The sequence below is a fragment of the Saccharopolyspora rosea genome, from assembly GCF_025643595.1.
Taxonomy (GTDB): domain Bacteria; phylum Actinomycetota; class Actinomycetes; order Mycobacteriales; family Pseudonocardiaceae; genus Saccharopolyspora; species Saccharopolyspora rosea.
This window is the reverse complement of the sequence record NZ_CP102826.1, coordinates 5,674,233-5,696,362: the sequence shown is the minus strand read 5'-3', so window position 1 is coordinate 5,696,362 and position 22,130 is coordinate 5,674,233. Positions and strand designations below refer to the sequence as shown.

21 protein-coding genes and 3 rRNA genes are annotated in these 22,130 nt (G+C 67.9%); 14 read left to right on the top strand and 10 right to left on the bottom strand.

Annotated elements, in window-relative coordinates; genetic code table 11:
* Positions 1 to 20: 20 nt before the first annotated feature.
* The 4 genes from NV263_RS26410 (at position 21) to rrf (ending at position 6,137) form a co-directional block, all read left to right on the top strand.
* Entirely contained in the window at positions 21 to 425 is a 405-nt protein-coding gene (locus NV263_RS26410; protein ID WP_263249349.1) for an HAD-IA family hydrolase, read from the top strand.
* Between the two features lie 617 nt (positions 426 to 1,042).
* A 16S ribosomal RNA gene (locus tag NV263_RS26405) occupies positions 1,043 to 2,567 on the top strand.
* A gap of 264 nt (positions 2,568 to 2,831) precedes the next feature.
* Positions 2,832 to 5,906: ribosomal RNA gene (locus NV263_RS26400) — 23S ribosomal RNA — on the top strand.
* A 114-nt stretch (positions 5,907 to 6,020) separates the two neighbouring features.
* A 5S ribosomal RNA gene (rrf, locus tag NV263_RS26395) occupies positions 6,021 to 6,137 on the top strand.
* The 16S, 23S and 5S rRNA genes sit together here, the layout of an rRNA operon.
* A gap of 132 nt (positions 6,138 to 6,269) precedes the next feature.
* Here the strand turns inward: rrf and NV263_RS26390 are convergent.
* Positions 6,270 to 7,031, bottom strand: coding sequence for a TrmH family RNA methyltransferase (locus NV263_RS26390; RefSeq protein ID WP_263249348.1), 762 nt, complete (start codon positions 7,029 to 7,031; stop codon positions 6,270 to 6,272).
* Positions 7,032 to 7,099: 68 nt separating this feature from the next.
* On the opposite strand from NV263_RS26390, the gene NV263_RS26385 reads away from it, so the two are divergent.
* Positions 7,100 to 8,536, top strand: a complete 1,437-nt coding sequence (locus tag NV263_RS26385; protein ID WP_263249346.1) for a WS/DGAT/MGAT family O-acyltransferase — start codon at positions 7,100 to 7,102, stop codon at positions 8,534 to 8,536.
* Positions 8,533 to 9,036, top strand: coding sequence for a DUF6912 family protein (locus NV263_RS26380; protein WP_263249344.1), 504 nt, complete (start codon positions 8,533 to 8,535; stop codon positions 9,034 to 9,036). Before NV263_RS26385 ends, NV263_RS26380 begins: the two co-directional genes overlap by 4 nt.
* A 171-nt stretch (positions 9,037 to 9,207) precedes the next feature.
* On the opposite strand, the gene NV263_RS26375 is transcribed toward NV263_RS26380, so the two are convergent.
* The 3 genes from NV263_RS26375 to aroA all read right to left on the bottom strand — a co-directional run bounded on the left by NV263_RS26375 (position 9,208) and on the right by aroA (position 12,457).
* Entirely contained in the window at positions 9,208 to 10,068 is an 861-nt protein-coding gene (locus tag NV263_RS26375) for a hypothetical protein (protein WP_263249343.1), read from the bottom strand.
* Between the two features lie 99 nt (positions 10,069 to 10,167).
* Positions 10,168 to 11,172, bottom strand: coding sequence for a ribosome small subunit-dependent GTPase A (gene rsgA / locus NV263_RS26370; protein WP_263249342.1), 1,005 nt, complete (start codon positions 11,170 to 11,172; stop codon positions 10,168 to 10,170).
* Between the two features lie 19 nt (positions 11,173 to 11,191).
* Positions 11,192 to 12,457, bottom strand: coding sequence for a 3-phosphoshikimate 1-carboxyvinyltransferase (aroA, locus tag NV263_RS26365; protein WP_263249340.1), 1,266 nt, complete (start codon positions 12,455 to 12,457; stop codon positions 11,192 to 11,194).
* Between the two features lie 108 nt (positions 12,458 to 12,565).
* Between aroA and NV263_RS26360 the strand changes: the two genes are divergently transcribed.
* Genes NV263_RS26360 through NV263_RS26350 form a run of 3 tightly spaced genes read left to right on the top strand, consistent with a single transcriptional unit; the run spans position 12,566 to position 14,670 of the window.
* Positions 12,566 to 13,339, top strand: coding sequence for an SOS response-associated peptidase (locus NV263_RS26360; RefSeq protein WP_263249338.1), 774 nt, complete (start codon positions 12,566 to 12,568; stop codon positions 13,337 to 13,339).
* A gap of 6 nt (positions 13,340 to 13,345) precedes the next feature.
* Positions 13,346 to 14,062 (top strand): SOS response-associated peptidase, encoded by a 717-nt coding sequence (locus tag NV263_RS26355; protein WP_263249337.1) that lies wholly within the window; start codon positions 13,346 to 13,348, stop codon positions 14,060 to 14,062.
* Complete coding sequence (locus tag NV263_RS26350; protein ID WP_263249335.1) at positions 14,059 to 14,670, top strand: alpha/beta hydrolase family protein; 612 nt, start codon at positions 14,059 to 14,061, stop codon at positions 14,668 to 14,670. The genes NV263_RS26355 and NV263_RS26350 overlap by 4 nt, the downstream gene beginning before the upstream one ends.
* 18 nt (positions 14,671 to 14,688) lie before the next feature.
* Here the strand turns inward: NV263_RS26350 and NV263_RS26345 are convergent, their stop codons facing one another.
* Positions 14,689 to 15,081, bottom strand: coding sequence for a hypothetical protein (locus NV263_RS26345; protein ID WP_263249334.1), 393 nt, complete (start codon positions 15,079 to 15,081; stop codon positions 14,689 to 14,691).
* Between the two features lie 194 nt (positions 15,082 to 15,275).
* A complete protein-coding gene (ybaK, locus tag NV263_RS26340) occupies positions 15,276 to 15,752 on the bottom strand; it encodes a Cys-tRNA(Pro) deacylase (RefSeq protein WP_263249333.1) in 477 nt (158 codons plus the stop codon).
* A 223-nt stretch (positions 15,753 to 15,975) separates the two neighbouring features.
* Between ybaK and NV263_RS26335 the strand changes: the two genes are divergently transcribed.
* Entirely contained in the window at positions 15,976 to 16,662 is a 687-nt protein-coding gene (locus NV263_RS26335) for a sigma-70 family RNA polymerase sigma factor (protein ID WP_317630370.1), read from the top strand.
* Complete coding sequence (gene rsrA / locus NV263_RS26330) at positions 16,659 to 16,991, top strand: mycothiol system anti-sigma-R factor (protein ID WP_263249332.1); 333 nt, start codon at positions 16,659 to 16,661, stop codon at positions 16,989 to 16,991. The genes NV263_RS26335 and rsrA overlap by 4 nt, the downstream gene beginning before the upstream one ends.
* Before the next feature lie 81 nt (positions 16,992 to 17,072).
* On the opposite strand, the gene NV263_RS30760 is transcribed toward rsrA, so the two are convergent.
* Positions 17,073 to 17,147 carry a 50S ribosomal protein bL37 gene (locus NV263_RS30760; RefSeq protein ID WP_380760052.1) on the bottom strand — a complete coding sequence of 25 codons (75 nt, stop codon included), beginning with the start codon at positions 17,145 to 17,147 and terminating at the stop codon, positions 17,073 to 17,075.
* A gap of 194 nt (positions 17,148 to 17,341) precedes the next feature.
* On the opposite strand from NV263_RS30760, the gene NV263_RS26325 reads away from it, so the two are divergent.
* Entirely contained in the window at positions 17,342 to 17,557 is a 216-nt protein-coding gene (locus NV263_RS26325) for a biotin/lipoyl-binding carrier protein (RefSeq protein WP_263249331.1), read from the top strand.
* A gap of 15 nt (positions 17,558 to 17,572) precedes the next feature.
* Positions 17,573 to 19,066, top strand: coding sequence for a PAS domain-containing sensor histidine kinase (locus NV263_RS26320; RefSeq protein WP_263249330.1), 1,494 nt, complete (start codon positions 17,573 to 17,575; stop codon positions 19,064 to 19,066).
* 274 nt (positions 19,067 to 19,340) lie between these two features.
* Here the strand turns inward: NV263_RS26320 and NV263_RS26315 are convergent, their stop codons facing one another.
* Both NV263_RS26315 and NV263_RS26310 read right to left on the bottom strand, forming a co-directional pair.
* Positions 19,341 to 19,595 carry a WhiB family transcriptional regulator gene (locus NV263_RS26315; protein WP_263249329.1) on the bottom strand — a complete coding sequence of 85 codons (255 nt, stop codon included), beginning with the start codon at positions 19,593 to 19,595 and terminating at the stop codon, positions 19,341 to 19,343.
* A gap of 247 nt (positions 19,596 to 19,842) precedes the next feature.
* Positions 19,843 to 20,769 carry a diacylglycerol/lipid kinase family protein gene (locus tag NV263_RS26310; RefSeq protein WP_263249328.1) on the bottom strand — a complete coding sequence of 309 codons (927 nt, stop codon included), beginning with the start codon at positions 20,767 to 20,769 and terminating at the stop codon, positions 19,843 to 19,845.
* 357 nt (positions 20,770 to 21,126) lie between these two features.
* On the opposite strand from NV263_RS26310, the gene NV263_RS26305 reads away from it, so the two are divergent.
* Complete coding sequence (locus NV263_RS26305) at positions 21,127 to 21,609, top strand: hypothetical protein (protein WP_263249326.1); 483 nt, start codon at positions 21,127 to 21,129, stop codon at positions 21,607 to 21,609.
* On the opposite strand, the gene NV263_RS26300 is transcribed toward NV263_RS26305, so the two are convergent.
* Positions 21,610 to 22,077 (bottom strand): GNAT family N-acetyltransferase, encoded by a 468-nt coding sequence (locus NV263_RS26300; protein WP_263249325.1) that lies wholly within the window; start codon positions 22,075 to 22,077, stop codon positions 21,610 to 21,612.
* Positions 22,078 to 22,130 lie beyond the last annotated feature (53 nt).

Below are 22,130 nucleotides of genomic sequence, written 5' to 3'. Positions count from 1 at the left end.
TGTGAGCTACCGTGCACCGCATGGACCTCGAAGCCCTGGTGCTGGACCACGGGGGAGTGCTCGACGACCCGGGAAACGGGGACGGCGCCGAGCCGCCGGTCCTGGCAGCCGCCCGGTGGCTGCGCGCCCGTGGAATCCGAACGGCCCTGGTCTCCAACGCCGACTCCGTCGCCGAGGCGGCGTCCGACGCGTTCGACGCGGTCCTGCTCTCCGGCGACTTGGGCATCGCCAAACCGGACCCGGCCATCTACCGCCTCGCCGCCGACCGGCTGGGGGTCGACCCGAGCCGCTGCGTGTTCGTCGACGACCTCCGCACGAACGTCGACGGCGCGGTCGCCACCGGCATGGTCGGCATCCACCACCGCGACGTCGCGGCGACGCGGTACGAGCTCGAAGTCCTCTTCGACCTCGAATTACCGCTCTGACCTGGTGTTTTGTCTTTTGGTGGGGGGTGGTTTCGTGAGGGTTTTCCGGGGCGTGTAGATTATTTCTTGTCAGCGCGGCACGGGCCGGGGAATCGGGTCGGGCGGTTGATGCGGGGTGGCGAACCAAGCTCCTGCCTGTGGGTGGTAGAGTGGGCGCTCCGGTTTTGGAATCGGTGAAATTGTTGGTGGCTGGCCGTGTGGGGTTGTGGGCCCCGGGTTGGTTCGGGTTTCGCTGGTTCTGGTAGTTTGATAATGCGGTTGTTTTGGGTGTTGATAACTGAGGGCCGTTGGTTTCGGTGTGGGGCTGGTGTGTGGTTCGGGTTTGCGGACCCCCCGGTTTGACAGTCGAAATCGGGATGGTCTAAGGTTGGAGATACCGAGAACGAAGCGGTGAGAATTGCTCCCCAGGGCTGGCCTGTTGGTGGGTTGGTTGTGGTGTGGGTGTGTTCTTTGAGAACTCAACAGCGGATTGTTTTGATGGCTAGTGTTTGATTAGTGCCCTTGGCCATGCACTGTGGTGTTGTGTATTGTGGTGTGTGGTGGGGTTTCTTTGAGTAGGAGCACTCTCCCTCGTGTGTGGGGTTGAGGGTGTTTTTGCTGGGATTGTTTCCGATGCATTGTTGGAGAGTTTGATCCTGGCTCAGGACGAACGCTGGCGGCGTGCTTAACACATGCAAGTCGAACGCTGAAGCCCGCTTCGGTGGGTGGATGAGTGGCGAACGGGTGAGTAACACGTGGGTAATCTGCCCTGCACTCTGGGATAAGCCTTGGAAACGGGGTCTAATACCGGATAGGACGCATGGCCGCATGGTCTGTGTGTGGAAAGTTCCGGCGGTGTAGGTTGAGCCCGCGGCCTATCAGCTTGTTGGTGGGGTGATGGCCTACCAAGGCGACGACGGGTAGCCGGCCTGAGAGGGTGACCGGCCACACTGGGACTGAGACACGGCCCAGACTCCTACGGGAGGCAGCAGTGGGGAATCTTGCGCAATGGGCGAAAGCCTGACGCAGCAACGCCGCGTGGGGGATGACGGCCTTCGGGTTGTAAACCTCTTTCGACATCGACGAAGCCTTCGGGTGACGGTAGGTGTAGAAGAAGCACCGGCTAACTACGTGCCAGCAGCCGCGGTAATACGTAGGGTGCGAGCGTTGTCCGGATTTATTGGGCGTAAAGAGCTCGTAGGCGGTTTGTCGCGTCGGCCGTGAAAACCTGCAGCTTAACTGTGGGCTTGCGGTCGATACGGGCAGACTTGAGTTCGGTAGGGGAGACTGGATTCCTGGTGTAGCGGTGAAATGCGCAGATATCAGGAGGAACACCGGTGGCGAAGGCGGGTCTCTGGGCCGATACTGACGCTGAGGAGCGAAAGCGTGGGGAGCGAACAGGATTAGATACCCTGGTAGTCCACGCCGTAAACGTTGGGCGCTAGGTGTGGGGACTGGTTCCACGGTGTCCGTGCCGTAGCTAACGCATTAAGCGCCCCGCCTGGGGAGTACGGCCGCAAGGCTAAAACTCAAAGGAATTGACGGGGGCCCGCACAAGCGGCGGAGCATGTGGATTAATTCGATGCAACGCGAAGAACCTTACCTGGGTTTGACATGCACCAGATTGCTATGGAGACATAGTTTCCCTTGTGGTTGGTGTACAGGTGGTGCATGGCTGTCGTCAGCTCGTGTCGTGAGATGTTGGGTTAAGTCCCGCAACGAGCGCAACCCTTGCCCCATGTTGCCAGCGATTCGGTCGGGGACTCGTGGGGGACTGCCGGGGTCAACTCGGAGGAAGGTGGGGATGACGTCAAGTCATCATGCCCCTTATGTCCAGGGCTTCACACATGCTACAATGGCTGGTACAGAGGGTGGCGATACCGTGAGGTGGAGCGAATCCCTTAAAGCCGGTCTCAGTTCGGATCGGGGTCTGCAACTCGACCCCGTGAAGTCGGAGTCGCTAGTAATCGCAGATCAGCAGTGCTGCGGTGAATACGTTCCCGGGCCTTGTACACACCGCCCGTCACGTCATGAAAGTCGGTAACACCCGAAGCCCATGGCCCAACCGGTTTCCGGGGGGAGTGGTCGAAGGTGGGACTGGCGATTGGGACGAAGTCGTAACAAGGTAGCCGTACCGGAAGGTGCGGCTGGATCACCTCCTTTCTAAGGAGCAACGTTGCCCGCCATCGTGCCTGTGGCCTGTGTGGTTGTGGGTGGGGTGGTTGGAGTGTCCGCAGCTGACACGGCGTGTGTTCGTGTGTTGTGGGTTGCTTGATGGTTTGTGGAACACACTGGTCTGTCTGCCTCCTGGGTGGGGTGGGTGAAATGGTCCGCTGTTGGGTGTCTGAGGGAACAGGCCTGCGTGGTGTGGGTGTGTTGTCTTGGGTTGTTGTTTGAGAATTGTATAGTGGGTGCGAGCATCTTTGTGGCCAAGTTATGTAGGGCACATGGTGGATGCCTGGGCACCAGGGGCCGATGAAGGACGTGGGAGGCTGCGATAATCCTCGGGGAGTTGTCAACCGAGCTGTGATCCGAGGGTGTCCGAATGGGGTAACCCAGCCCGAGTGATGTCGGGTTACCAGCATCTGAATGTATAGGGTGTTGGGGGGAACGCGGGGAAGTGAAACATCTTAGTACCCGTAGGAAGAGAAAACACTGGTGATTCCGTGAGTAGTGGCGAGCGAAAGCGGAGGAGGCTAAACCGTGCGCGTGTGATACCTGGCAGGGGTTGCGTGTGCGGGGTTGTGGGATGCCACTGGGGAGAGCTGTCACTCTCTCAGCTTGGGTGTGTGGGTTAGTCGAACAGGTTGGGATGCCTGGCCGGAGTGGGTGAGAGTCCCGTAGGTGAAAGCCTGCATGCTGGGTGTGGTGGTTGTCCCGAGTAGCAGCGTTTCCGTGGAGGGCGTTGTGAATCTGGCGGGACCACTCGCTAAGCCTAAATACTTCCTGGTGACCGATAGTGGATAGTACCGTGAGGGAATGGTGAAAAGTACCCCGGGAGGGGAGTGAAAGAGTTCCTGAAACCGTGTGCCTGCAATCCGTCAGAGCCTTTGGGTGATGGCGTGCCTTTTGAAGAATGAGCCTGCGAGTTGCTGCTGCGTGGCGAGGTTAACCCGGTGTGGGGTAGTCGGAGCGAAAGCGAGTCTGAAGAGGGCGTTGAGTCGCGTGGTGCAGACCCGAAGCGGGGTGATCTACCCATGGCCAGGGTGAAGCGCGGGTAAGACCGTGTGGAGGCCCGAACCCACCAGGGTTGAAAACCTGGGGGATGAGTTGTGGGTAGGGGTGAAAGGCCAATCAAACTCCGTGATAGCTGGTTCTCCCCGAAATGCATTTAGGTGCAGCGTCGCGTGGTGCTTGGGTGGGGTAGGGCGCTGGTTGGTTGATGGGCCTTCGCGGGTTACTGAGATCAGCCAAACTTCGAATACATCTGAGTTGAGCGTGGCAGTGAGACGGCGGGGGAGAAGCTTCGTCGTCGAGAGGGAAACAGCCCAGAACATCGGCTAAGGCCCCTAAGTGTGCGCTTAGTGGGAAAGGATGTGGGATTGCTGAGACAACCAGGAGGTTGGCTTAGAAGCAGCCATCCTTGAAAGAGTGCGTAATAGCTCACTGGTCAAGTGGTCCTGCGCCGACAATGTAGCGGGGCTGAAGCGTACCGCCGAAGCCATGTCAATGAGCCCGTGTGGTTTGTTGGGTAGGGGAGCGTCCTGCATGCGGTGAAGCATCCGGGTGACCGTGGTGTGGAGTGTGTGGGAGTGAGAATGCAGGCATGAGTAGCGAGTGCAGAGTGAGAATCTCTGCCGCCGGATGACCAAGGGTTCCTGGGGAAGGTTCGTCCGCCCAGGGTGAGTCGGGGCCTAAGGCGAGGCCGACAGGCGTAGTCGATGGAGAACGGGTTGATATTCCCGTACCCGTGTGCATGCGTCCATGGTGAATCCTTTGAGACTAACCATCCGCTTGCTGGAGTGGTTTTCGGACTGTTCTGGTGGGTGCATGGGACCTGATGGGGTAGTAGTCAAGTGATGGGGTGACGCAGGAGGGTAGCTCTGCCAGTGAGTGGTTGTACTGGTGTAAGCCTGTAGCCCGGTGTGTAGGGAAATCCGCATGCCGTTGTGGGTGAGGGGTGATGCGTAGCCGTGGTGGTGAAGTGAGTGATCCCATGCTGCCGAGAAAAGCCTCTAGCGAGTGTGTGCACGGCCCGTACCCGAAACCGACACAGGTGGTCAGGTAGAGAATACCGAGGCGGTCGGGTGAACTGTGGTTAAGGAATTCGGCAAATTGCCCCCGTAACTTGGGAGAAGGGGGCCACTGCTGGTGAACGCCCGTGCGGTGGGAGCTGGTGGTGGTCGCAGAGGCCAGGGAGAAGCGACTGTTTACTAAAAACACAGGTCCGTGCGAAGCTGTAAGGCGAGGTATACGGACTGACGCCTGCCCGGTGCTGGAACGTTAAGAGGACCCGTGAACCCCTTTTTTGGGGTGTAGCGGAGAATTTAAGCGCCAGTAAACGGCGGTGGTAACTATAACCATCCTAAGGTAGCGAAATTCCTTGTCGGGTAAGTTCCGACCTGCACGAATGGCGTAACGACTTCTCCGCTGTCTCGACCACAGGCCCGGTGAAATTGCAGTACGAGTAAAGATGCTCGTTTCGCGCGGCAGGACGGAAAGACCCCGGGACCTTTACTATAGCTTGGTATTGGTGTTTGGTTCGGCTTGTGTAGGATAGGTGGGAGACTGGGAAGCGGTCACGCTAGTGGTCGTGGAGTCGTTGGTGAAATACCACTCTGGTCGTTCTGGGCATCTAACCTGGGTCCGTGATCCGGATTGGGGACAGTGCCTGGTGGGTAGTTTAACTGGGGCGGTTGCCTCCTAAAGGGTAACGGAGGCGCCCAAAGGTTCCCTCAGCCTGGTTGGCAATCAGGTGGTGAGTGTAAGTGTATAAGGGAGCTTGACTGTGAGACTGACGGGTCGAGCAGGTGCGAAAGCAGGGACTAGTGATCCGGCACTGGCTGGTGGAAGCGGTGTCGCTCAACGGATAAAAGGTACCCCGGGGATAACAGGCTGATCTTGCCCAAGAGTCCATATCGACGGCATGGTTTGGCACCTCGATGTCGGCTCGTCGCATCCTGGGGCTGGAGTTGGTCCCAAGGGTTGGGCTGTTCGCCCATTAAAGCGGCACGCGAGCTGGGTTTAGAACGTCGTGAGACAGTTCGGTCCCTATCCGCCGCGCGCGTAGGAGACTTGTGGAAGGCTGTCCCTAGTACGAGAGGACCGGGACGGACGAACCTCTGGTGTGCCAGTCGTACCGCCAGGTGCGTGGCTGGTTGGCTATGTTCGGGAGGGATAACCGCTGAAAGCATCTAAGCGGGAAGCCTGTTCCGAGATGAGGTCTCCCACCCCTTTTTTGTGGGTTAAGGCTCCCAGTAGATGACTGGGTTGACAGGCCAGATGTGGAAGCGCAGTAATGTGTGGAGCTGACTGGTGCTGATAGGCCGAGGACTTGTCCACGAAGACGCTACGTGCCCACTATACGATTCTGGGACAACAACCCAGGGGTTGTTGTTGATAGTTGAATAGTCACCATGGTTTTCCCCACCCGGTGTGTGGGTGGGGGTGTGGGTTGTTGGTGGTTTGAGCGGGGAGGGTACGCCCGGTCCCATTCCGAACCCGGTAGCTAAGTTCCCCAGCGCTGATGGTACTGCACTCGGTAGGGTGTGGGAGAGTAAGACACCGCCAACACTAAACAGAGAATGGGTGGGGTGGGTGTGACCATACGGTCACACCCACCCCACCCACTTTTTTATGCTGTTTTCCTTGCTCGTGGTGGAGTTGCGGGGGTGGGCCGGAGTGCCCACCCCCTTTTTTTGTTGGTCAGGTGAGTGTGCGGCGGAGGAGTTCGTAGCAGAGCACCGAGGCGGCGCTGGCCACGTTCAACGACTCCACCCCGCCCCGCATCGGGATCGACAGGGACTGCGCGATGCGCAGCCGCACGTCCTCGGAAAGCCCGGCCGTTTCGCTGCCGAGCACGAACACCGCGCGGGAGCCGAAATCGGCGTCGAAGATGCTCTCCGGGGCCGCGGCGTCCAGGGCGTACAGCGGATATCCGGCTTCGGTCAGCATTTCCGCTGCGTCCCCTGCAGTTCGGGTGCGCAGGACCGGGGCGTGGAAGGCGACACCTGCTGATGCCTTGATGACCAGCGGGTCGATTCCGGCGACGCCCCGGTGCGGGACGACGATGCCGTCGATGCCGGCGGCCGTGGCGGTGCGCAGGACCATCCCGACGTTCGCGGGGGTCGTGAGACCGTCCAGGAGCAGGATGTTGCGCGGTGCGTGCGCCGGGTCCGCCAACGCATCGTCCAGCGGCCGCATCTTGCGCGCCACCACGTCGGCGACGACGCCCTGGTCGTGGCGGCCGTTGCCGGCCAACACCTTGACCCGGTGGGCGCTCGCGCGCTGCACGCGCACGGCGCGGTCGGCTGCCGCTTCCTTGATCTCCTCGATCACCGCTCCGCCGAGCCCCTCGGCGATGACGACCTTGTCGACCCGGAGGTCGAAATCGGCCAGCGCTTCGAGCACGGGTTTGCGGCCGTAGACGGTCACGAACCGATCTTTGGGGGAGACTTCGGCGGTCACGCTTTCCAGTGTCACATGCGCTGCGCGCGAGGCATCGAGGAAGGCCCGTCATGTGCCAGGATCGCGACATGCCCGATCGTCTTTCCGCCATCGACGCCTCCTTCCTGTACCTGGAGGACCACACGACGCCGATGCACGTCGGCGGGGTCGCGGTGTTCCGGCGGCCGCGGAGCGGGTTCGACTACGACAAGGTGTTGGCGTTGATCGACCGGCGGTTGGCGCTCGTGCCGCGATACCGGCAGCGGGTGCGGCAGGTGCCCGGTCGGTTGGCCCGCCCGGTGTGGGTCGACGACCAGGACTTCGACATCACCTACCACGTCCGGCGGTCCGCGCTGCCGAAGCCGGGTTCGGACGCGCAGCTGCACGAGCTCGCCGCGCGGCTGATGTCGCGCAAACTCGACCACACCCGACCGCTGTGGGAGGTCTACCTCGTCGAGGGCCTGTCGAAGAACCGGGTCGCGGTGATCACCAAGACCCACCAGGCGATGGTCGACGGCATCGCGGCGATCGACATCGGCCAGGTCATCCTGGACGTGGAGGCCCGATCCGCGGGTCCTGACCAGGACGACCTGTGGATGCCCCGCCCGGAACCGAGCGCGTCGGGACTCCTGTTGGAGGCGGCGGCCGACGCGGTGCAGCGCCCCGGCGAGATCGTGGAGAACGCGCGGGCGGCGATGGCCGACGCCACCGCCACGCTGCACAAGATGACCCGCGCCCTCGGTGGGGTCGCGTCGGCGCTGCGCACCGCCCTGGTGCCGGCGCCGAGCGGACCGCTGAACGCGCCGACGTCCAACCAGCGCCGCTTCGCGACGGCCAGTGCCAGGCTCGACGACCTCCGCGCGGTCCGGCGCGAGCACGGCACCACCGTCAACGACGTGGTGCTCGCGGTGCTCACCGGTGCACTGCGCAACTGGCTGCTGTCCCGGGGCGAGGTGGTGTCGCCGTCCACGACGCTGCGCGCGATGGTGCCGGTGTCGGTGCGGCCCGGGGACTCCGAGGCGGGGGAGGCGTACCGGGACACGGCGAGCCTGCCGGTCGGTTCGGTCGGCAACCGCGTGTCGGCGTTCCTGGTGGACCTGCCGGTCGGGGAGGCAAACCCGACGGTCCGGCTGCACCAGGTCAGCCATGCCATGCGGGCGCATTCCGAGTCCGGTCAGCCGGTGGCCGCGGACGCGCTGGTGAAGCTGTCCGGGTTCGCGCCGCCGACGCTGCACGCCCTCGGCGCGCGAGTGGCCAACACGTTCTCCGACCGGCTGTTCAACGTGCTGGTGACCAACGTTCCCGGGCCGCAGGTGCCGCTGTACGCGGCGGGCGCGAGGATGGTGGAGATGTTCCCGGTGGTTCCGCTGGCCAAGAACCAGGCGTTGTCGATCGGGGTGACCTCCTACGACGGTGGCGTCTACTTCGGTCTCAACGCGGACCGGGACGCGATGCCCGATGTGGACGTGTTGGCGGCGATGATCGGGGAAGCAGTGGACGAGATGATCGGGACGGTCGACACATGAGGGTTTACGTGCCCGCCACGGTGCGGATGCTGCGGCAGCTCGTGGAGGACAGGCAGCTGCAGCCGCTGGGCGGTACCGGGTTCGCGCTGACCCCCGCGCTGCGCGAGGCGTACGTCAGCGGAGACACGGAAGAACTGGAGTACGCGGCGATGCGCGAGGCGGCGCGGGCGTCGCTGCGCCTCATCGCGGGCGACCTGAGCGGGGACGAGAAGGCGGAGCTGCGCCGAGTGGTGGTCTCGGCGGACGTGGCGGACGTGACGCTGCGCCCGGACCTGGACCACGCGGTGGTGAAGATTTCCGGACCGCTGGAGTGGAAGAACCTGGCCGCGGTGCACGTGGACGCGGCCGAGGCCGAGGACGCGGTGCGCGCGGCGGCCGAGGTGATCGACGAGGCGGACCTCGGCGATCCGGATGCGGAGTTCACCCTCGGGGAGGCCGAGGACCACGAACTGGCCTGGTACGCGCCGCAGGAGGTGCCCTTCCTGCTGGAACTCATGTGAAGCCGCGATTGGATCCGCCTTGCGAACAGGCCCCCAGCGCTGCGGCGAGTGCGGCAGCGGACAGTGCGATTGCCGTGCGACGCACGCTTTTTCCGTTCACTGCGGATTCGTCAGTGCCGCGGAACCTAGCAGCGCGTCAGCACCGGTGTGGCGTCTTTGCCGGAAATGTGGTCAGCGCGGCGGGGGCTGCGCCTGGGCCGGGAGGTCGTGGAACACGCCGATCTCGTCGGCGGGCGGTGTGCTGATGTCGGCGCGAGTGCCCCAGTCGCGGTAGGTGGAGGTCAGCGACACGTCGCCGGCCTGCGCCACCCGCTGGGCCGCGGTGAACTTCACCGGCAGCCCGTGGTCGTCGAGCCACAGCTGGTAGCCGAGTTCGGGCTCGCCGGACTCGGCGGCCTTGCGGAACCGCTGGCGCTGCTGCGGATCGGGTGCGGTCCTGGCGGCCTGGGCAGTGATGATCCGCAGCTCGTACCGGGTGGCGGGACGCCCGTCGACGGTGTCGGGGGCGCGGTCGGCGATGCGGGTCGCGGACTCGACACCGGCGAAGGTGGCGTGCGGGTCGACGGCCTCGTGCAGCTGGTCGAGGGCGGGGCTGAGCAGCTTGGCGGCGAAGTCCTGGCCGTCCGAGGAGATCCGCAGCCACGGCTTGTCCGGTTCGGGGCGGATCAGCGGAGTCCGCAGGTACCCCACACCGTCCACGATGGACAGATCGACGTGCTGCGGTGGCTGGCTCCCGCTACGGGTGTTCCCGGTCAGCGACAGGTCCACCTGCGGACCGCGGTACTGCACGGTGCTCTCGCCGGTCAGCTCCCCGACGATGCCCAGTTGCCCGCGGACGGTGCTGTGCACGCTGCCCTGCTCGTTGAGCTTGCGGACCAGACCGGTCAGCAGGGCGGTGGCGTCCGGGCGCCGGTCCGGTACCGCTGCGGCCGCTCCGGCGGCCGGTGGAGGTGGCGGTGCGGTGCCGCAGGCGCCGAGCGCGGCGGTCAGCGCCAGACCGGCCGCGGCGGTCCACAGGCGGGCTGGTGGCATCGGGGGGCTCCTCGCCGTCGGTGGCATCTGTCTGCCGGGCGGGCTCGGCGCCCACGCTAGCAACGATCTCCCGACGTCACAGGAGGGCGCGACCGCGGATCACTCGTCCAGCCCTGCGCGGGACCGCAGCAGGCGGCGCAGCGAACAGAGCTGGTCGGTGCTGCCGCCGTCGGCGGCGTAGGTGTCGAGGTGGCAGTCCGGGTCGTCGGCGCCGCCGAGGTGTCCGCAGTTCGGCGGGCACTCCTCGGCCGCCTCGGCGAAGCCCTCGAACGCGGCGATCACGTCGTCGGCGGTGACGTGCGCGAGCCCGAACGACCTGATGCCCGGGGTGTCGACCACCCAACCCCCCTCCGGCAGGGGCAGGGCGACTGCGGACGTCGACGTGTGGCGTCCTTTGCCCACCCCGCTGACCTCGCCGGTCGCCCGGGTCGCCGCCGGCACGAGCCGGTTGACCAGCGTGGACTTGCCGACGCCGGAGTGCCCGACCAGCGCCGACACGCGCCCGGAGAGCAGGTCGCGCAACTCGTCCGGCTCGGTGTCCAGGCGGGTGACGGTGATCGGCATGTCCAGCGAGGAGTACACGTCGATCCACTCGCCGGGGTCGGCGAGATCGGACTTGGTCAGGCACAGCACCGGGTTGAGCCCGCCTGCGTACGCGGCGACCAGGCAGCGGTCGATGAAGCCGGGGCGCGGCGGCGGATCGGCCAGCGCGGTCACGATGACCAGCTGTTCGGCGTTGGCGACCACCACCCGCTCGTAGGGGTCGGTGTCGTCGGCGGTGCGCCGCAGCACGCTGGTGCGGTCGGTGACGCGGACGATGCGCGCCAGCGTGTCGGGCTGGCCGGAGGTGTCGCCGACCAGGCCGACGCGGTCGCCGACCACCACGGGTGTGCGCCCCAGCTCCCGCGCCCGCATCGCGACGACCAGCCGCTCCGGGTCGTCGTCGATCGCGCAGGTCCAGCGGCCGCGGTCGACGGCGACCACCATCGCCGCCACCGCGTCCTCGTGCTTGGGCCGCCGCTTGCTGCGCGGCCGGCTGCCGCGGCGGCCGGGGCGCACCCGCACGTCGGACTCGTCCAGTTCCCGCCAGCCGCGCCGGGCCATCAGGCCACCACCCGGCCGATCACGCCTGCTCCAGCATCGCCGCCCACATCCCGGGGAAGTCGGGGATCGTCTTCGACGTGGTGGCGATGTCCTCCACCGCCACCTCCGGCACCCGCAGTCCCAGGATGGCGCCCGCGGTCGCCATCCGGTGGTCGGCGTAGGAGTGCCACTCGCCACCGGTCAACGGCCGGGGCCGGATGATCAGCCCGTCGTCGGTCTGCTCGACCGCCCCGCCGAGACCGTTGAGCTCGCGTTGCAGGGCGGCGAGCCGGTCGGTCTCGTGCCCGCGCAGGTGCGCGACGCCGCGCAGCCGGGACGGGCCGTCGGCGAACGCGGCCAGCGCGGTGACGGTCGGCGTCAGCTCCCCGACGTCGTGCAGGTCGATGTCCACCGCCCGAAGCACCCCCGGACCGGTGACCGTCAGACCGGTGGGTTCCCGGCGCACCTCGGCGCCCATCTCGGTGAGGATGTCCCTGATCGCGTCCCCTGCCTGGGTCGTCCGCGCCGGCCAACCGGGGATCGTGACTTCACCGCCGGTGACGGCCGCGGCTGCCAGGAACGGTGTCGCGTTGGACAGGTCCGGTTCGATCTCCAGGTCCAGCGCCCGGATCGGACCCGGTTCCACCCGCCACGTGTCCGGTTCGTCGTCCTCGACGACGACCCCCGCGTCCCGCAGCATCGCCACGGTCATCTCGATGTGCGGCAGGGACGGCACCGGCTCGCCCTCGTGCACGACCGTCACGCCCTGCTCGAACCGCGCTGCCGAGAGCAGCAGTCCCGAGACGAACTGCGACGACGCCGAGGCGTCGATGGTCACCCGGCCGCCCGCCAGCTTGCCCGCGCCCCGGATCCGGAACGGCAGCGCGGTCCCGTCGATGTCCGCGCCCAGCGCTCGCAGCGCGTCCAGCACCGCGTCGAGCGGCCTCTCCCGGGCCCGGGGGTCGCCGTCGAAGTCGACCCGCCCGTCGGCCAGTGCCGCCAGCGGCGGGACGAACCGCATCACGGTTCCGGCCAGTCCGCAGTCGATCTCCGCCGGACCGCGCAGCGGAGCCGGGGTCACCAGCCAGTCCCCGGTCGGGTCGACCTGCACCGACACGCCCAGGGCGCGCAGCGAGGCGGCCATCAGTTCGGTGTCGCGGCTGCGCAGCGGCGCGCGCAGCGTGGACGGTCCGTCGGCGAGCGCGGCGAGCACCAGCGCCCGGTTGGTGATCGACTTCGAGCCGGGCACGGTGACGGTCGCGCGCACCGGGCCGGACGCGGTGGGAGCGGGCCAGAGCTGGGTCATACCGCAATGATCCCGCACTCGCGCGGTGCGAACCGGCCACGGGGTCGCTCGCGGTCCCCCGGCCTGCGACGATGTCGTGCACACCCCGAAGCAGGAGGTGACCGAGGCATGTGCGGCAGGTACGCCTCCACCAAGGACCCCGGCAAGCTCGCCGCGGAGTTCGCCGCCCTCGACGCCACCGGAGGAGCCGCGCCGGGAGCCGACTTCAACGTCGCTCCGACCAAGAACGTGCTGGTCGTCGTGCAACGGCACCCCCGCGACGAGGCAGGCGAGCCCGACCGGGAGCGCACCGAGCGCAGCATCCGCGTCATGCGGTGGGGTCTGGTCCCGCACTGGGCCAAGGACCCGTCCGTCGGCAACCGGATGATCAACGCCAAGGCCGAGACGGTGACCACCAAGCCCGCGTTCCGCAACGCGGTGCGGTACCACCGCTGCCTGCTGCCCGCCGACGGCTGGTACGAGTGGAAGCGCGAAGGCGACCGCAAGCAGCCGTTCTTCATGACCTCGCCGGACGGCTCCAGCCTCGCCCTGGCCGGGATCTACGCCACCTGGCGCGACCCGCGCACCGCCGAGGCCGCACCGTTGGTGACCTGCTCGGTGCTGACCACCGACGCCGTCGGCCCGCTCACCGACGTCCACGACCGGATGCCGATGCTCATCGACCGCGCGGCCTGGCCCGACTGGCTCGACCCCGACCGCCGCGATGTCACCGACCTGCTCGGTCCCCCCGCACCGGACATCGTCGACGCGCTGGAGATCCGCCCGGTGTCGAGCAAGGTCAACAACGTCCGCAACAACGGCGCCGAGCTGGTCGAACGCGTGTCACCCGACACCGGACCGCGGGCGGTAGGTTTGGACCGTGACGCAGGCGAGCCGGGGTGAGTGCTGATGTGTGGTCGCTACGCGGTCCGGCAGGACCCGGCGGCGCTGGCCGAGGAGTTCGACGCCGTCGACCGCACGGACGGCTCGGTGGAACCCGACTTCAACGTGACGCCGACCAAGACGGTGCCGATCGTCGTGCAGCGCGGCGCCGAGCGCAGCGTGCGGCCGGTGCGCTGGGGTTTCGTGCCGCCCTGGGCCAAGGAGGTGGGCAGCGGACCACCGATGATCAACGCGCGGGCGGAGACGATCACCAGCAAGCCGGTCTACGCCGAGTCGGCGGCCCGCCGCCGCTGCCTGGTGCCCGCGACCGGCTGGTACGAGTGGCAGCCGGGCGACCGGCGTCGCCAGCCCTACCTGTGCACCCGCGGCGACGGCGCCAGCCTGGCGATGGCGGCGGTGTTCACCGCCTGGTGGCCGCCGAACCCGACCGACCCGCCGCTGGTCAGCTGCGCCGTGGTCACCACCGACGCCGTCGGTGAGTTCGCCGACATCCACCACCGCATGCCGCTGGTGCTGTCCGAGGACCGCTGGGCCGACTGGCTGGACCCGCAGCGCACCGAGATCACCGAGCTGCTCAAGCCGAGCGACCGGGCGCTGGCCGAGCTGGAGATCCGCCCCGTCTCCTCCGAGGTGAACAGCATGCGCAACAACCGTCCGGAACTGTTGGACCGGGTGGAACCGGCACCCGAACCGGCCGAGCAAGTCGCGCTGTTCGAGTCATGACCAGGGTCGAGGTCGACACCCCGCACGGCCCCGCTCGGGCCGAGCTGCACTGCGCCGAAGAAGGCCGCGCGGCCCTGCTGCTCGGGCACGGCGCGGGCGGCGGCATCGCAGCGCCCGACCTGGTGGCGGTGACGCGCGCTGCGACCCAAGCCGGAGTGCACGTCGCCCTGGTCGAACAGCCCTACCGGGTGGCCGGGCGCCGGGCGCCCGCGCCCGCCAACCAGCTCGACGCCGCCTGGCTGTCCGTCGTCGACGACCTCGGTGAACGCTGGTTCCCCGAACTACCGCTGATCTTCGGCGGACGCTCCTCGGGTGCCCGCGTCGCCTGCCGCACCGCGGACGCGGGAGCTGCGGCGGCCGTGCTGTGCCTGGCGTTCCCGCTGCACCCGCCGGGCAAGCCGGAGAAGTCGCGGCTCGCCGAGCTCGACGGCGTCGAGGCACCGGTCCTCGTGGTCCAAGGGGAGCGCGACGCCTTCGGCCAACCCGAGCCCTCGCACAACCGCGAGGTGGTCCTGGTGCCCGGCGACCACTCCCTGAAGGCCGGTGTGGACGCGGTCTTCCGCGCCGCGCAGGAATGGCTCGGCCGGATCCTTCGGCTCCTCGACTGAGCCGCACCGGCTCCGCGCCTAGTGCATGCCGTCGATCACCGCCTGCGCCACCCGTCCCGCGGTGTCCCGCACGGCCAGCCACTCCTGCGGCGTCTCCGAACTCGGTTCGAGCCGCCGGTGCTCGTCGAGCAGCTCCGCCAGCCGCGCCGACGCCTCCGCCGGCACCGGCGCGCCGCCGCGCAGCGCCTCGATGGCGTTGCCCCGGTCCCGCTGCGGATCGGTGCGCTCACCGGTGATCGCGCGCGCCATGTCGATGGCGGCCATGTCGACCATCAACCAGCCCTTCGGCGGGTGCTTGCCCACGGCGACGGTGTGGTGCGACTCCAACAGGTCGGCGAGCACCGGCGACGCCTCCGGCGGCAACGTCGCCCCGGTGCGCAGCGCCTGCGCGGCCCGCTCCATGTCACCCATCACACAGTCCCTTCGAACTCCGGTGCACCGATCGGTCGCATTCTGCCCGGACCGCACCACAGCCCGGCGACGGAGGCGATGAAGGGAACCTTCCTGTCACGTGGTGCGAGAGGGGTTCCCTTCATCACGGCCGACGGGGAGCGATGAAGGGAACCTCCCTGTCACATGTGGGAGGAAGGTTCCCTTCATCACCGTCACGCCGAGATGGCGGCGACCCGCGCGCCCAGCAACCGGACGAGGTCGTCGGGCGCGAGCTCGATCTCCAGGCCGCGCCGCCCGGCGCTGCAGTAGATCGTGTCGAATCCGGTGGCCGAGGAGTCGATGACGACCGGCAGGCGCTTCTTCTGCCCGACCGGCGAGATGCCCCCGGCCACGTACCCGGTGGCGCGTTCTGCCTCGGTGAGGTCGGCCATCCTGGCCTTCTTCCCACCGCACGCGGCCGCGAGCGACTTCAGGTCGAGCTGGCCGGTGACCGGCACGACACCGACGGCGAGCTTGCCGTCGACGTCGGCGACGAGGGTCTTGAACACGCGTTCCGGCGGCTGGCCGAGCGCCTCGGCGGCTTCGAGGCCGTAGGACTCCGAGCGCGGGTCGTGGTCGTAGGAGTGGATCCGGTGCGGGATGCCGCGTTTGCTCAGCAGCGCGGTCGCGGGAGTTCCCTTGCCTGCCATGGCCGTCACTCTAGGAAAGGGAATACCGCGTGCGGAGGACGGCGTTGCACCGGGCGTGCTGAGGGATTCGACGAACACTTGCGTACTGGAACGCCCGGGGGCGCGGCTTTCACCAACGGGTGACAGGCGGTGCGCGCGGGTATCCTCGGACCCGAGCCATGCGCTGGACGGCATGGGTTCGTCGCCGACTGTCGCCTCGCCGGGGCGGCGGGAAAGGAGCCTGGTGCCTAGCACCCCCGAGCCGGACACGAACGGGCGCCCGGACATCACCGGGCAGCCCAGCGACATCGACCAGTCAACCGACGACCAGCAGCCCGAGGAGACCGACGAACAGCGGGCGCTGCGCTTCGAGCGGGACGCGATGCCGTTGCTGGACCAGCTCTACGGCGCCGCGCTGCGGATGACCCGCAACGCGCAGGACGCCGAGGACCTCGTGCAGGAGACCTACCTGCGGGCGTTCTCCGCGTTCCGGACGTTCAAGCAGGGCACGAACCTCAAGGCGTGGCTGTACCGGATCCTCACCAACACCTACATCAACGGGTACCGCAAGCGGCAGCGCCAGCCCCAGCAGCAGCCCACCGACGAGATCGCCGACTGGCAGCTCGCCCAAGCGGAGAACCACACCTCCACCGGGCTGCGCTCGGCCGAGGTGGAGGCGCTCGACCGGCTGCCGGACACCGACGTCAAGAACGCGCTGCAGCAGTTGGCCGAGGAATTCCGCATGGTCGTCTACCTCGCGGACGTGGAAGGCTTCGCCTACAAGGAGATCGCCGAGATCATGGGAACGCCGATCGGCACCGTGATGTCGCGGCTGCACCGGGGTCGCAGGCAGCTGCGTGAGATGCTCACCGACGTGGCCCGTGATCGTGGCTTCTTGCGAGAGAACCAGCGGGAGGTGAGCACTTCATGAGCTGCGGCGAACCGCACGAAGCCTCCTGCGAGGACGTGCTCGCCGAGGTGTGGCTGTTCCTGGACAACGAGTGCGACCCCGAACGGCGAGCGACGTTGCGGCGCCACCTCGACGAATGCGGGAGCTGCCTGGAGCACTACGGCATCGAGGAGCACATCAAGGCGCTGCTGCACCGCAAGTGCAGCGGTGAGCACGCCCCCGCGGAGCTGAAGGAGCGGCTTCGGACGTCGATCCGCGAGGCGGTGCTGCGCAACGCCGAGGTCACCGTGGAACGCGGTCCCGAGGGGACCTCGGTGGAGGTGCGCACCCGCCGGACGGCAGCGGACTGAAGCCGCGCACGCGAAGAGGGCCCCGGACCGAGCGGTCCGGGGCCCTCTTCGCACAGCAGGCGGCCGATCGCCGCCCCCGGCTCACGCGCCGGGGCGCTTGCCGTGGTTGGCCTTGTTCTTGCGCCGGTCCTTCTTCTTGCGGGCCCGCTTCCCCATGGCCTACTCCCTCGCTGGGTCGGGTGGCTTTGCTCGACCAGCCCGTCGACCGCGGGCATCGCGGCGGCGATCGCCCGGGCGGGCTGGGCATTTCCACCGTCCAGTCTGACATGGCCGTGACCTGCTGCCGTGGGGTGGTACGGCTCGTGGTTTCCTTGTCTGGGGCCCGCTGGGCCGCGAAGGGAAGGGAAGCGATGGCCGAGGAGGTCCGCGCCGAGATGGTCGCCAACGTGATGCCGGTGTCCGTCGCAGCCGGCGACTCGGTCTCCGACGGGGACTCCCCGGTGGTGCTGGAGTCCATGAAGGTGGAGATCCCCGTGCTCACCGAGCTGACCGGCCGGGTCAGCACGGTGGCCGTCAGGGCTGGTGACGTGGCCAGGGAAGGCGACCTGATCGCGGTCGTCGAATGAGCCGAGAGGTGGACCTTGTCCACGCTGAGTGATCTGCTCGCCGAGCACACCGGGTTGTCCGGCGCCGCCGCCGACCACCTGCAGCTCGTGGTCGCCGAGTGGCAGCTGTTGTCCGACCTGTCGTTCGCCGACTTCCTGCTGTGGGTGCCGACCGGCCCGCAGGACGCACCGGAGAACCGCTTCCTGTGCGTCGCGCAGGCCCGCCCGACCACCGCGCCCACCGCGCACCCGGAGGACGTGGTGAGCACCGAGGTCACCCAGGACGAGCACCCGCAACTGCGGCGAGCCGCCCTGGAGGGCCGGATCTGCCGCGAAGAGGACCCGCGCTGGCACCTCGGAGTGCCGGTCCGCCGCGAGACCATCCCAGTCCGGCTGGGCGACGAGGTCGTCGCGGTGCTCAGCCGGGACACCAACCTGGCGGTGCCGCGGGTGCCGAGCCCGCTGGAGATCTCCTACCTGGGCAGCGCCGCCGACCTGTGCCAGATGGTCGCCGACGGCACCTTCCCGACCGCCGAACCGGCGCCGGACGTGCACACCAGCCCCCGCGTCGGGGACGGTCTGATTCGGCTGGACAGCTCGGGCACGGTCGTCTTCGCGAGCCCGAACGCGCTGTCGGCCTACCACCGCATGGGGCACGCGGCCGACCTGGTCGGCGCCCAGCTGGCGCCGCTGACCCGATCGCTGCTCACCGACCCCTTCGACGCCGACGAGGTCGCCCAGCGCATCCGGCGCGCCCTGAGCGGGCAACCGAGCATGCGCATCGAGGCCGAGGCCCGGGGCGCGACGGTGCTGTTCCGGGCGCTGCCGCTGGAACCCCGCGGGCAGGCGGCCGGCGCGCTGGTGCTGGTGCGCGACGTCACCGAGGTCAAGCGACGGGACCGCGCGCTGCTGTCGAAGGACGCGACGATCCGCGAGATCCACCACCGGGTGAAGAACAACCTGCAGACCGTCGCGGCACTGCTGCGGCTGCAGGCGCGGCGAACCGGCAACAACGAGGCCCGGCAGGCGCTCGACGAATCGGTCCGGCGGGTCACCTCGATCGCGCTGGTGCACGAGACGCTGTCGATGTCGGTCGACGAACGGGTCGACCTCGACGACGTCGTGGACCGGGTCATTCCGATGATGAGCGACGTGGCGGTCGCCGAGACCGGGGTGAAGGTCCGCCGCGAGGGCCGGTTCGGGGTGGTGTCGGCGGAGTTGGCCACACCGCTGGTGATGGTGCTCACCGAACTGGTGCAGAACGCCTTCGAGCACGCATTCCCGGAAGGCCAGGGCGGAGAGGTCGTCGTGCAGGCGGAGCGTTCGGCGCGTTGGCTGGACGTCGTCATCTCCGATGACGGTCGCGGCCTGCCGAAGGGCTTCTCCCTCGAACGCGCCGAACGCCTCGGCCTGCAGATCGTGCGGACCCTCGTGGAATCCGAGCTCCGAGGGTCGTTGAGCTTGCGCGGTCGCGGCCGGGAGAGCGGTACCGAGGCGGTGTTGCGGGTGCCGCTGAAGTACCGCCGCTGAGCCGGAGCCCGCGCGGGGCGTCGATCCCATGTGGCGCACCCGTTGCGGGGGTGGTGCGCGGTGGCCGGTCCAGTCGGTCCGCCGAGCCGCACCGCAGGAGCGGGCGGGGGTCCGGCGGGGATCGACATCGACGCCGTCGACCGGCCTGGTTCAGGTTGGGGGTTGGTCGGTTTTCTCGGGGGCGAACGCGTTTGCTTCGCCGGGGCGGAAAACGCCGGGTCGGTCAACGCCACCGGGGTGACCGACCCACTGCGTCTTCAGCGAGATGTGCGGCTCAGGCGCTGGTACGGGCCCGGGTGCGGGAGTTGCGCCGCTTGAGCGCACGCCGCTCGTCCTCGCTCATGCCGCCCCAGACGCCCGCGTCCTGGCCGGTCTCCAGTGCCCACGCCAGGCACTCGGACGCGACCGGACAACGGCGGCAAACGGCTTTCGCCTCGGCGATCTGCAGCAGCGCGGGCCCGCTGTTCCCGACGGGGAAGAACAGTTCCGGGTCCTCGTCACGGCAAACCGCACGGTGGCGCCAGTCCATCGTTCCTTGCTCCTCGCTAGGCGCGCCCACGCGCGCCGGTAGTTCGTTCGGGGTGTTTGTGAATGCTTTCACGGAGTCCGTGTGCTTGTGAATGCTTTCACGAACTGCCGCAATGTCAAGAGTTCGATCTCCGACGGTGAGGGAACTCACCTAAAAGATCGACAGAGCTTGACCAGGGGTTTCGCTGCGTCGCAGGCCGCGGACGGGGGCCGCGTGCCGACGACTACACTCATCCGTTACGAGAAGGTTATACGGCGACGCGGACGGCGTTCGGGACTGAGATGAACTCGACGTCCGAGCGCTCGCCCAGGCAGTCACCGTCGACCTGCAGGCGCAACGGCTCCTGACAGGTTACGCGGAGATACCCCTCGTCCGCACGCCTAATCGAGTTTCTTCCGTGTGGTTTCGCTCTACCGCGCAGCATCTCCGCTACATGTCGTAACACAGAGTAAAGATTCATGCTGCGGAGCGCGAAGACGCCCAGGCCGGTGTCGAAGTCGGTGTCCGGGTTCATCCGCACCGGGCGGGAGCCCAGGTAGGTCCACGGGTCGGTGTTGGCCACGAACGCGCTGTGCAGGCCGTCCACCGGGGGTTCGTCACCGACCTGCAGGCTGATCAGCGGCTGCCGCCGGGCCATGCGGAAATAGCAGGCCAGCGCGGTGCGCGCGTAGAGAGCGGGGGTGACCTCGCGGCCGTCGGAGCGCTGCCGCTCGACCTCGGCGACGACGTCGGCGTCCCAGCCCACGCCCGCGTTGAAGGTGAACCAGCGGTCGTCGGCCCGGCCCAGTCCGACCCACCGCCGACGGCCTTCGGACACCGCGCGCAGCAGCCGGTGGGTGGCCTCCACGGGATCGCGCGGCATGCCCAGGGCGCGCGCGAAGACGTTCGCCGAACCGCCCGGCACCACGGCCAGCGTCGGCATCTCCCGGTCGCCCGGTGCGGTGGCCGTGAACATGCCGTTGACCACTTCGTTCACCGTGCCGTCGCCGCCGTGCGCGATGAGCAGGTCGGCGCCGTCGAGCACGGCGCTCCGCGCGGCATCGGCGGCGTGACCCCAGTAGCGGGTCTGCACGACGTCCAGCTTCAGCTCGCTGGCCAACGCGTGCGCCAGCACGTCACGGCCGGCCGCGGTGGTGGACGTCGCCTGCGGGTTGACGACGAGAACGGCGCGCACGCCCGCAGCCTATGCGAACGCTCACGTCGTGCCGTCAACGGCGCTTCAGTTGTCCGCACGGCCTCCTTCCGCGGTGGACACCGTGGTGATCGGGCGGGTGCCGTCCGGCACGGCGGGGACGGCGGGCTGAGACACCGGTGACGGGTGCGCCTCGCCGAGGACTGCCGCCTGCCGTCGGTGCCTCGCGGGTGCGCAACCCCGGAACGCACCCGGAACCGGACCGCCGACGGTGACCGGACGCACGGCGGAAGGCGTGGGAACCCCGAGAACCACGACCGCCGCACCAGCCATGGGGCTGATCATGGACCGTGGGCGCCGTCTCAGCCATGCGGCGTTCGGGCGGTATTACCATCAACGGTGCACACGCAGAGTCACCACGAACCGTTCCGGAAGGGCGATCGCGCCGTGTCCACCGAAGCCGCCCCGCGCACCGTGCGCATCGCAGGGGTCCTGACCACCTTGCAAGCCGTCGCGGGCCTGATCTTCGTGGTGGCGCTCGTCGTCCGCGGCACCACGACCGACCACGGCGGGGTGGGGACCCTCGACCGCACGCAGACCTTCGGCGAAGCCGGGTACTACGCGCTGCTGGTCGCCGGCGTGCTCGCGGCGGGCATCGGCCTGTGGAAGGGGAAGCACTGGGCCCGCACGCCCGCGCTGCTGCTGCAGCTCCTGCTGCTGGGGACCGCGTGGTGGGCGATCGGCCCGTCCGGGCGCCCGCTGATCGGACTCGTCATCGCCGTGCCGTCGATCGCGGTGCTGTACTTCATGTTCAACAAGCGGGGCAGGCAGTGGTCGCTGGAGGCGGGTACCGCCCCGGACGCCGATTCCGACCCGCGCTGATCAGCCCGCGAAGTCGCGCAGGGCGGATCCGGTGAGCCGGAAGGTGGTCCACCCGTCCATCGGCACCGCGCCCGCCGCCTTGTAGAAGTTGATCGACGGCTCGTTCCAGTCCAGCACCGACCACTCCAGGCGCGCGTAACCGCGCCGCGCGCACTCGCCGGCCAGCTCCTGCAACAGCGCCTTGCCCAGACCCGAACCGCGGTGCTCCGGGCGGACGAACAGGTCCTCCAGGTAGATGCCGTGCACACCCTCCCACGTGGAGAAGTTCAGGAACCACAGGCTGAAGCCGACGACCTCGCCGTCCACTTCGGCCACGTGGCCGAACAGCGCGGGCGACTCGCCGAACAGCGCCTCGCGCAGCTGCCGCTCGGTGAGGTGGCACTGCTCCGGTGCCTTCTCGTAGCGGGCCAGGGCGTGCACGAGCTCGACCACGGCGGGCACATCGGCCTCGGTCACCCGGCGGATCATCGACGACCTCCACGGCGTTCGGGAACGGCACAGTGCATAGTCGGCCGAACGGC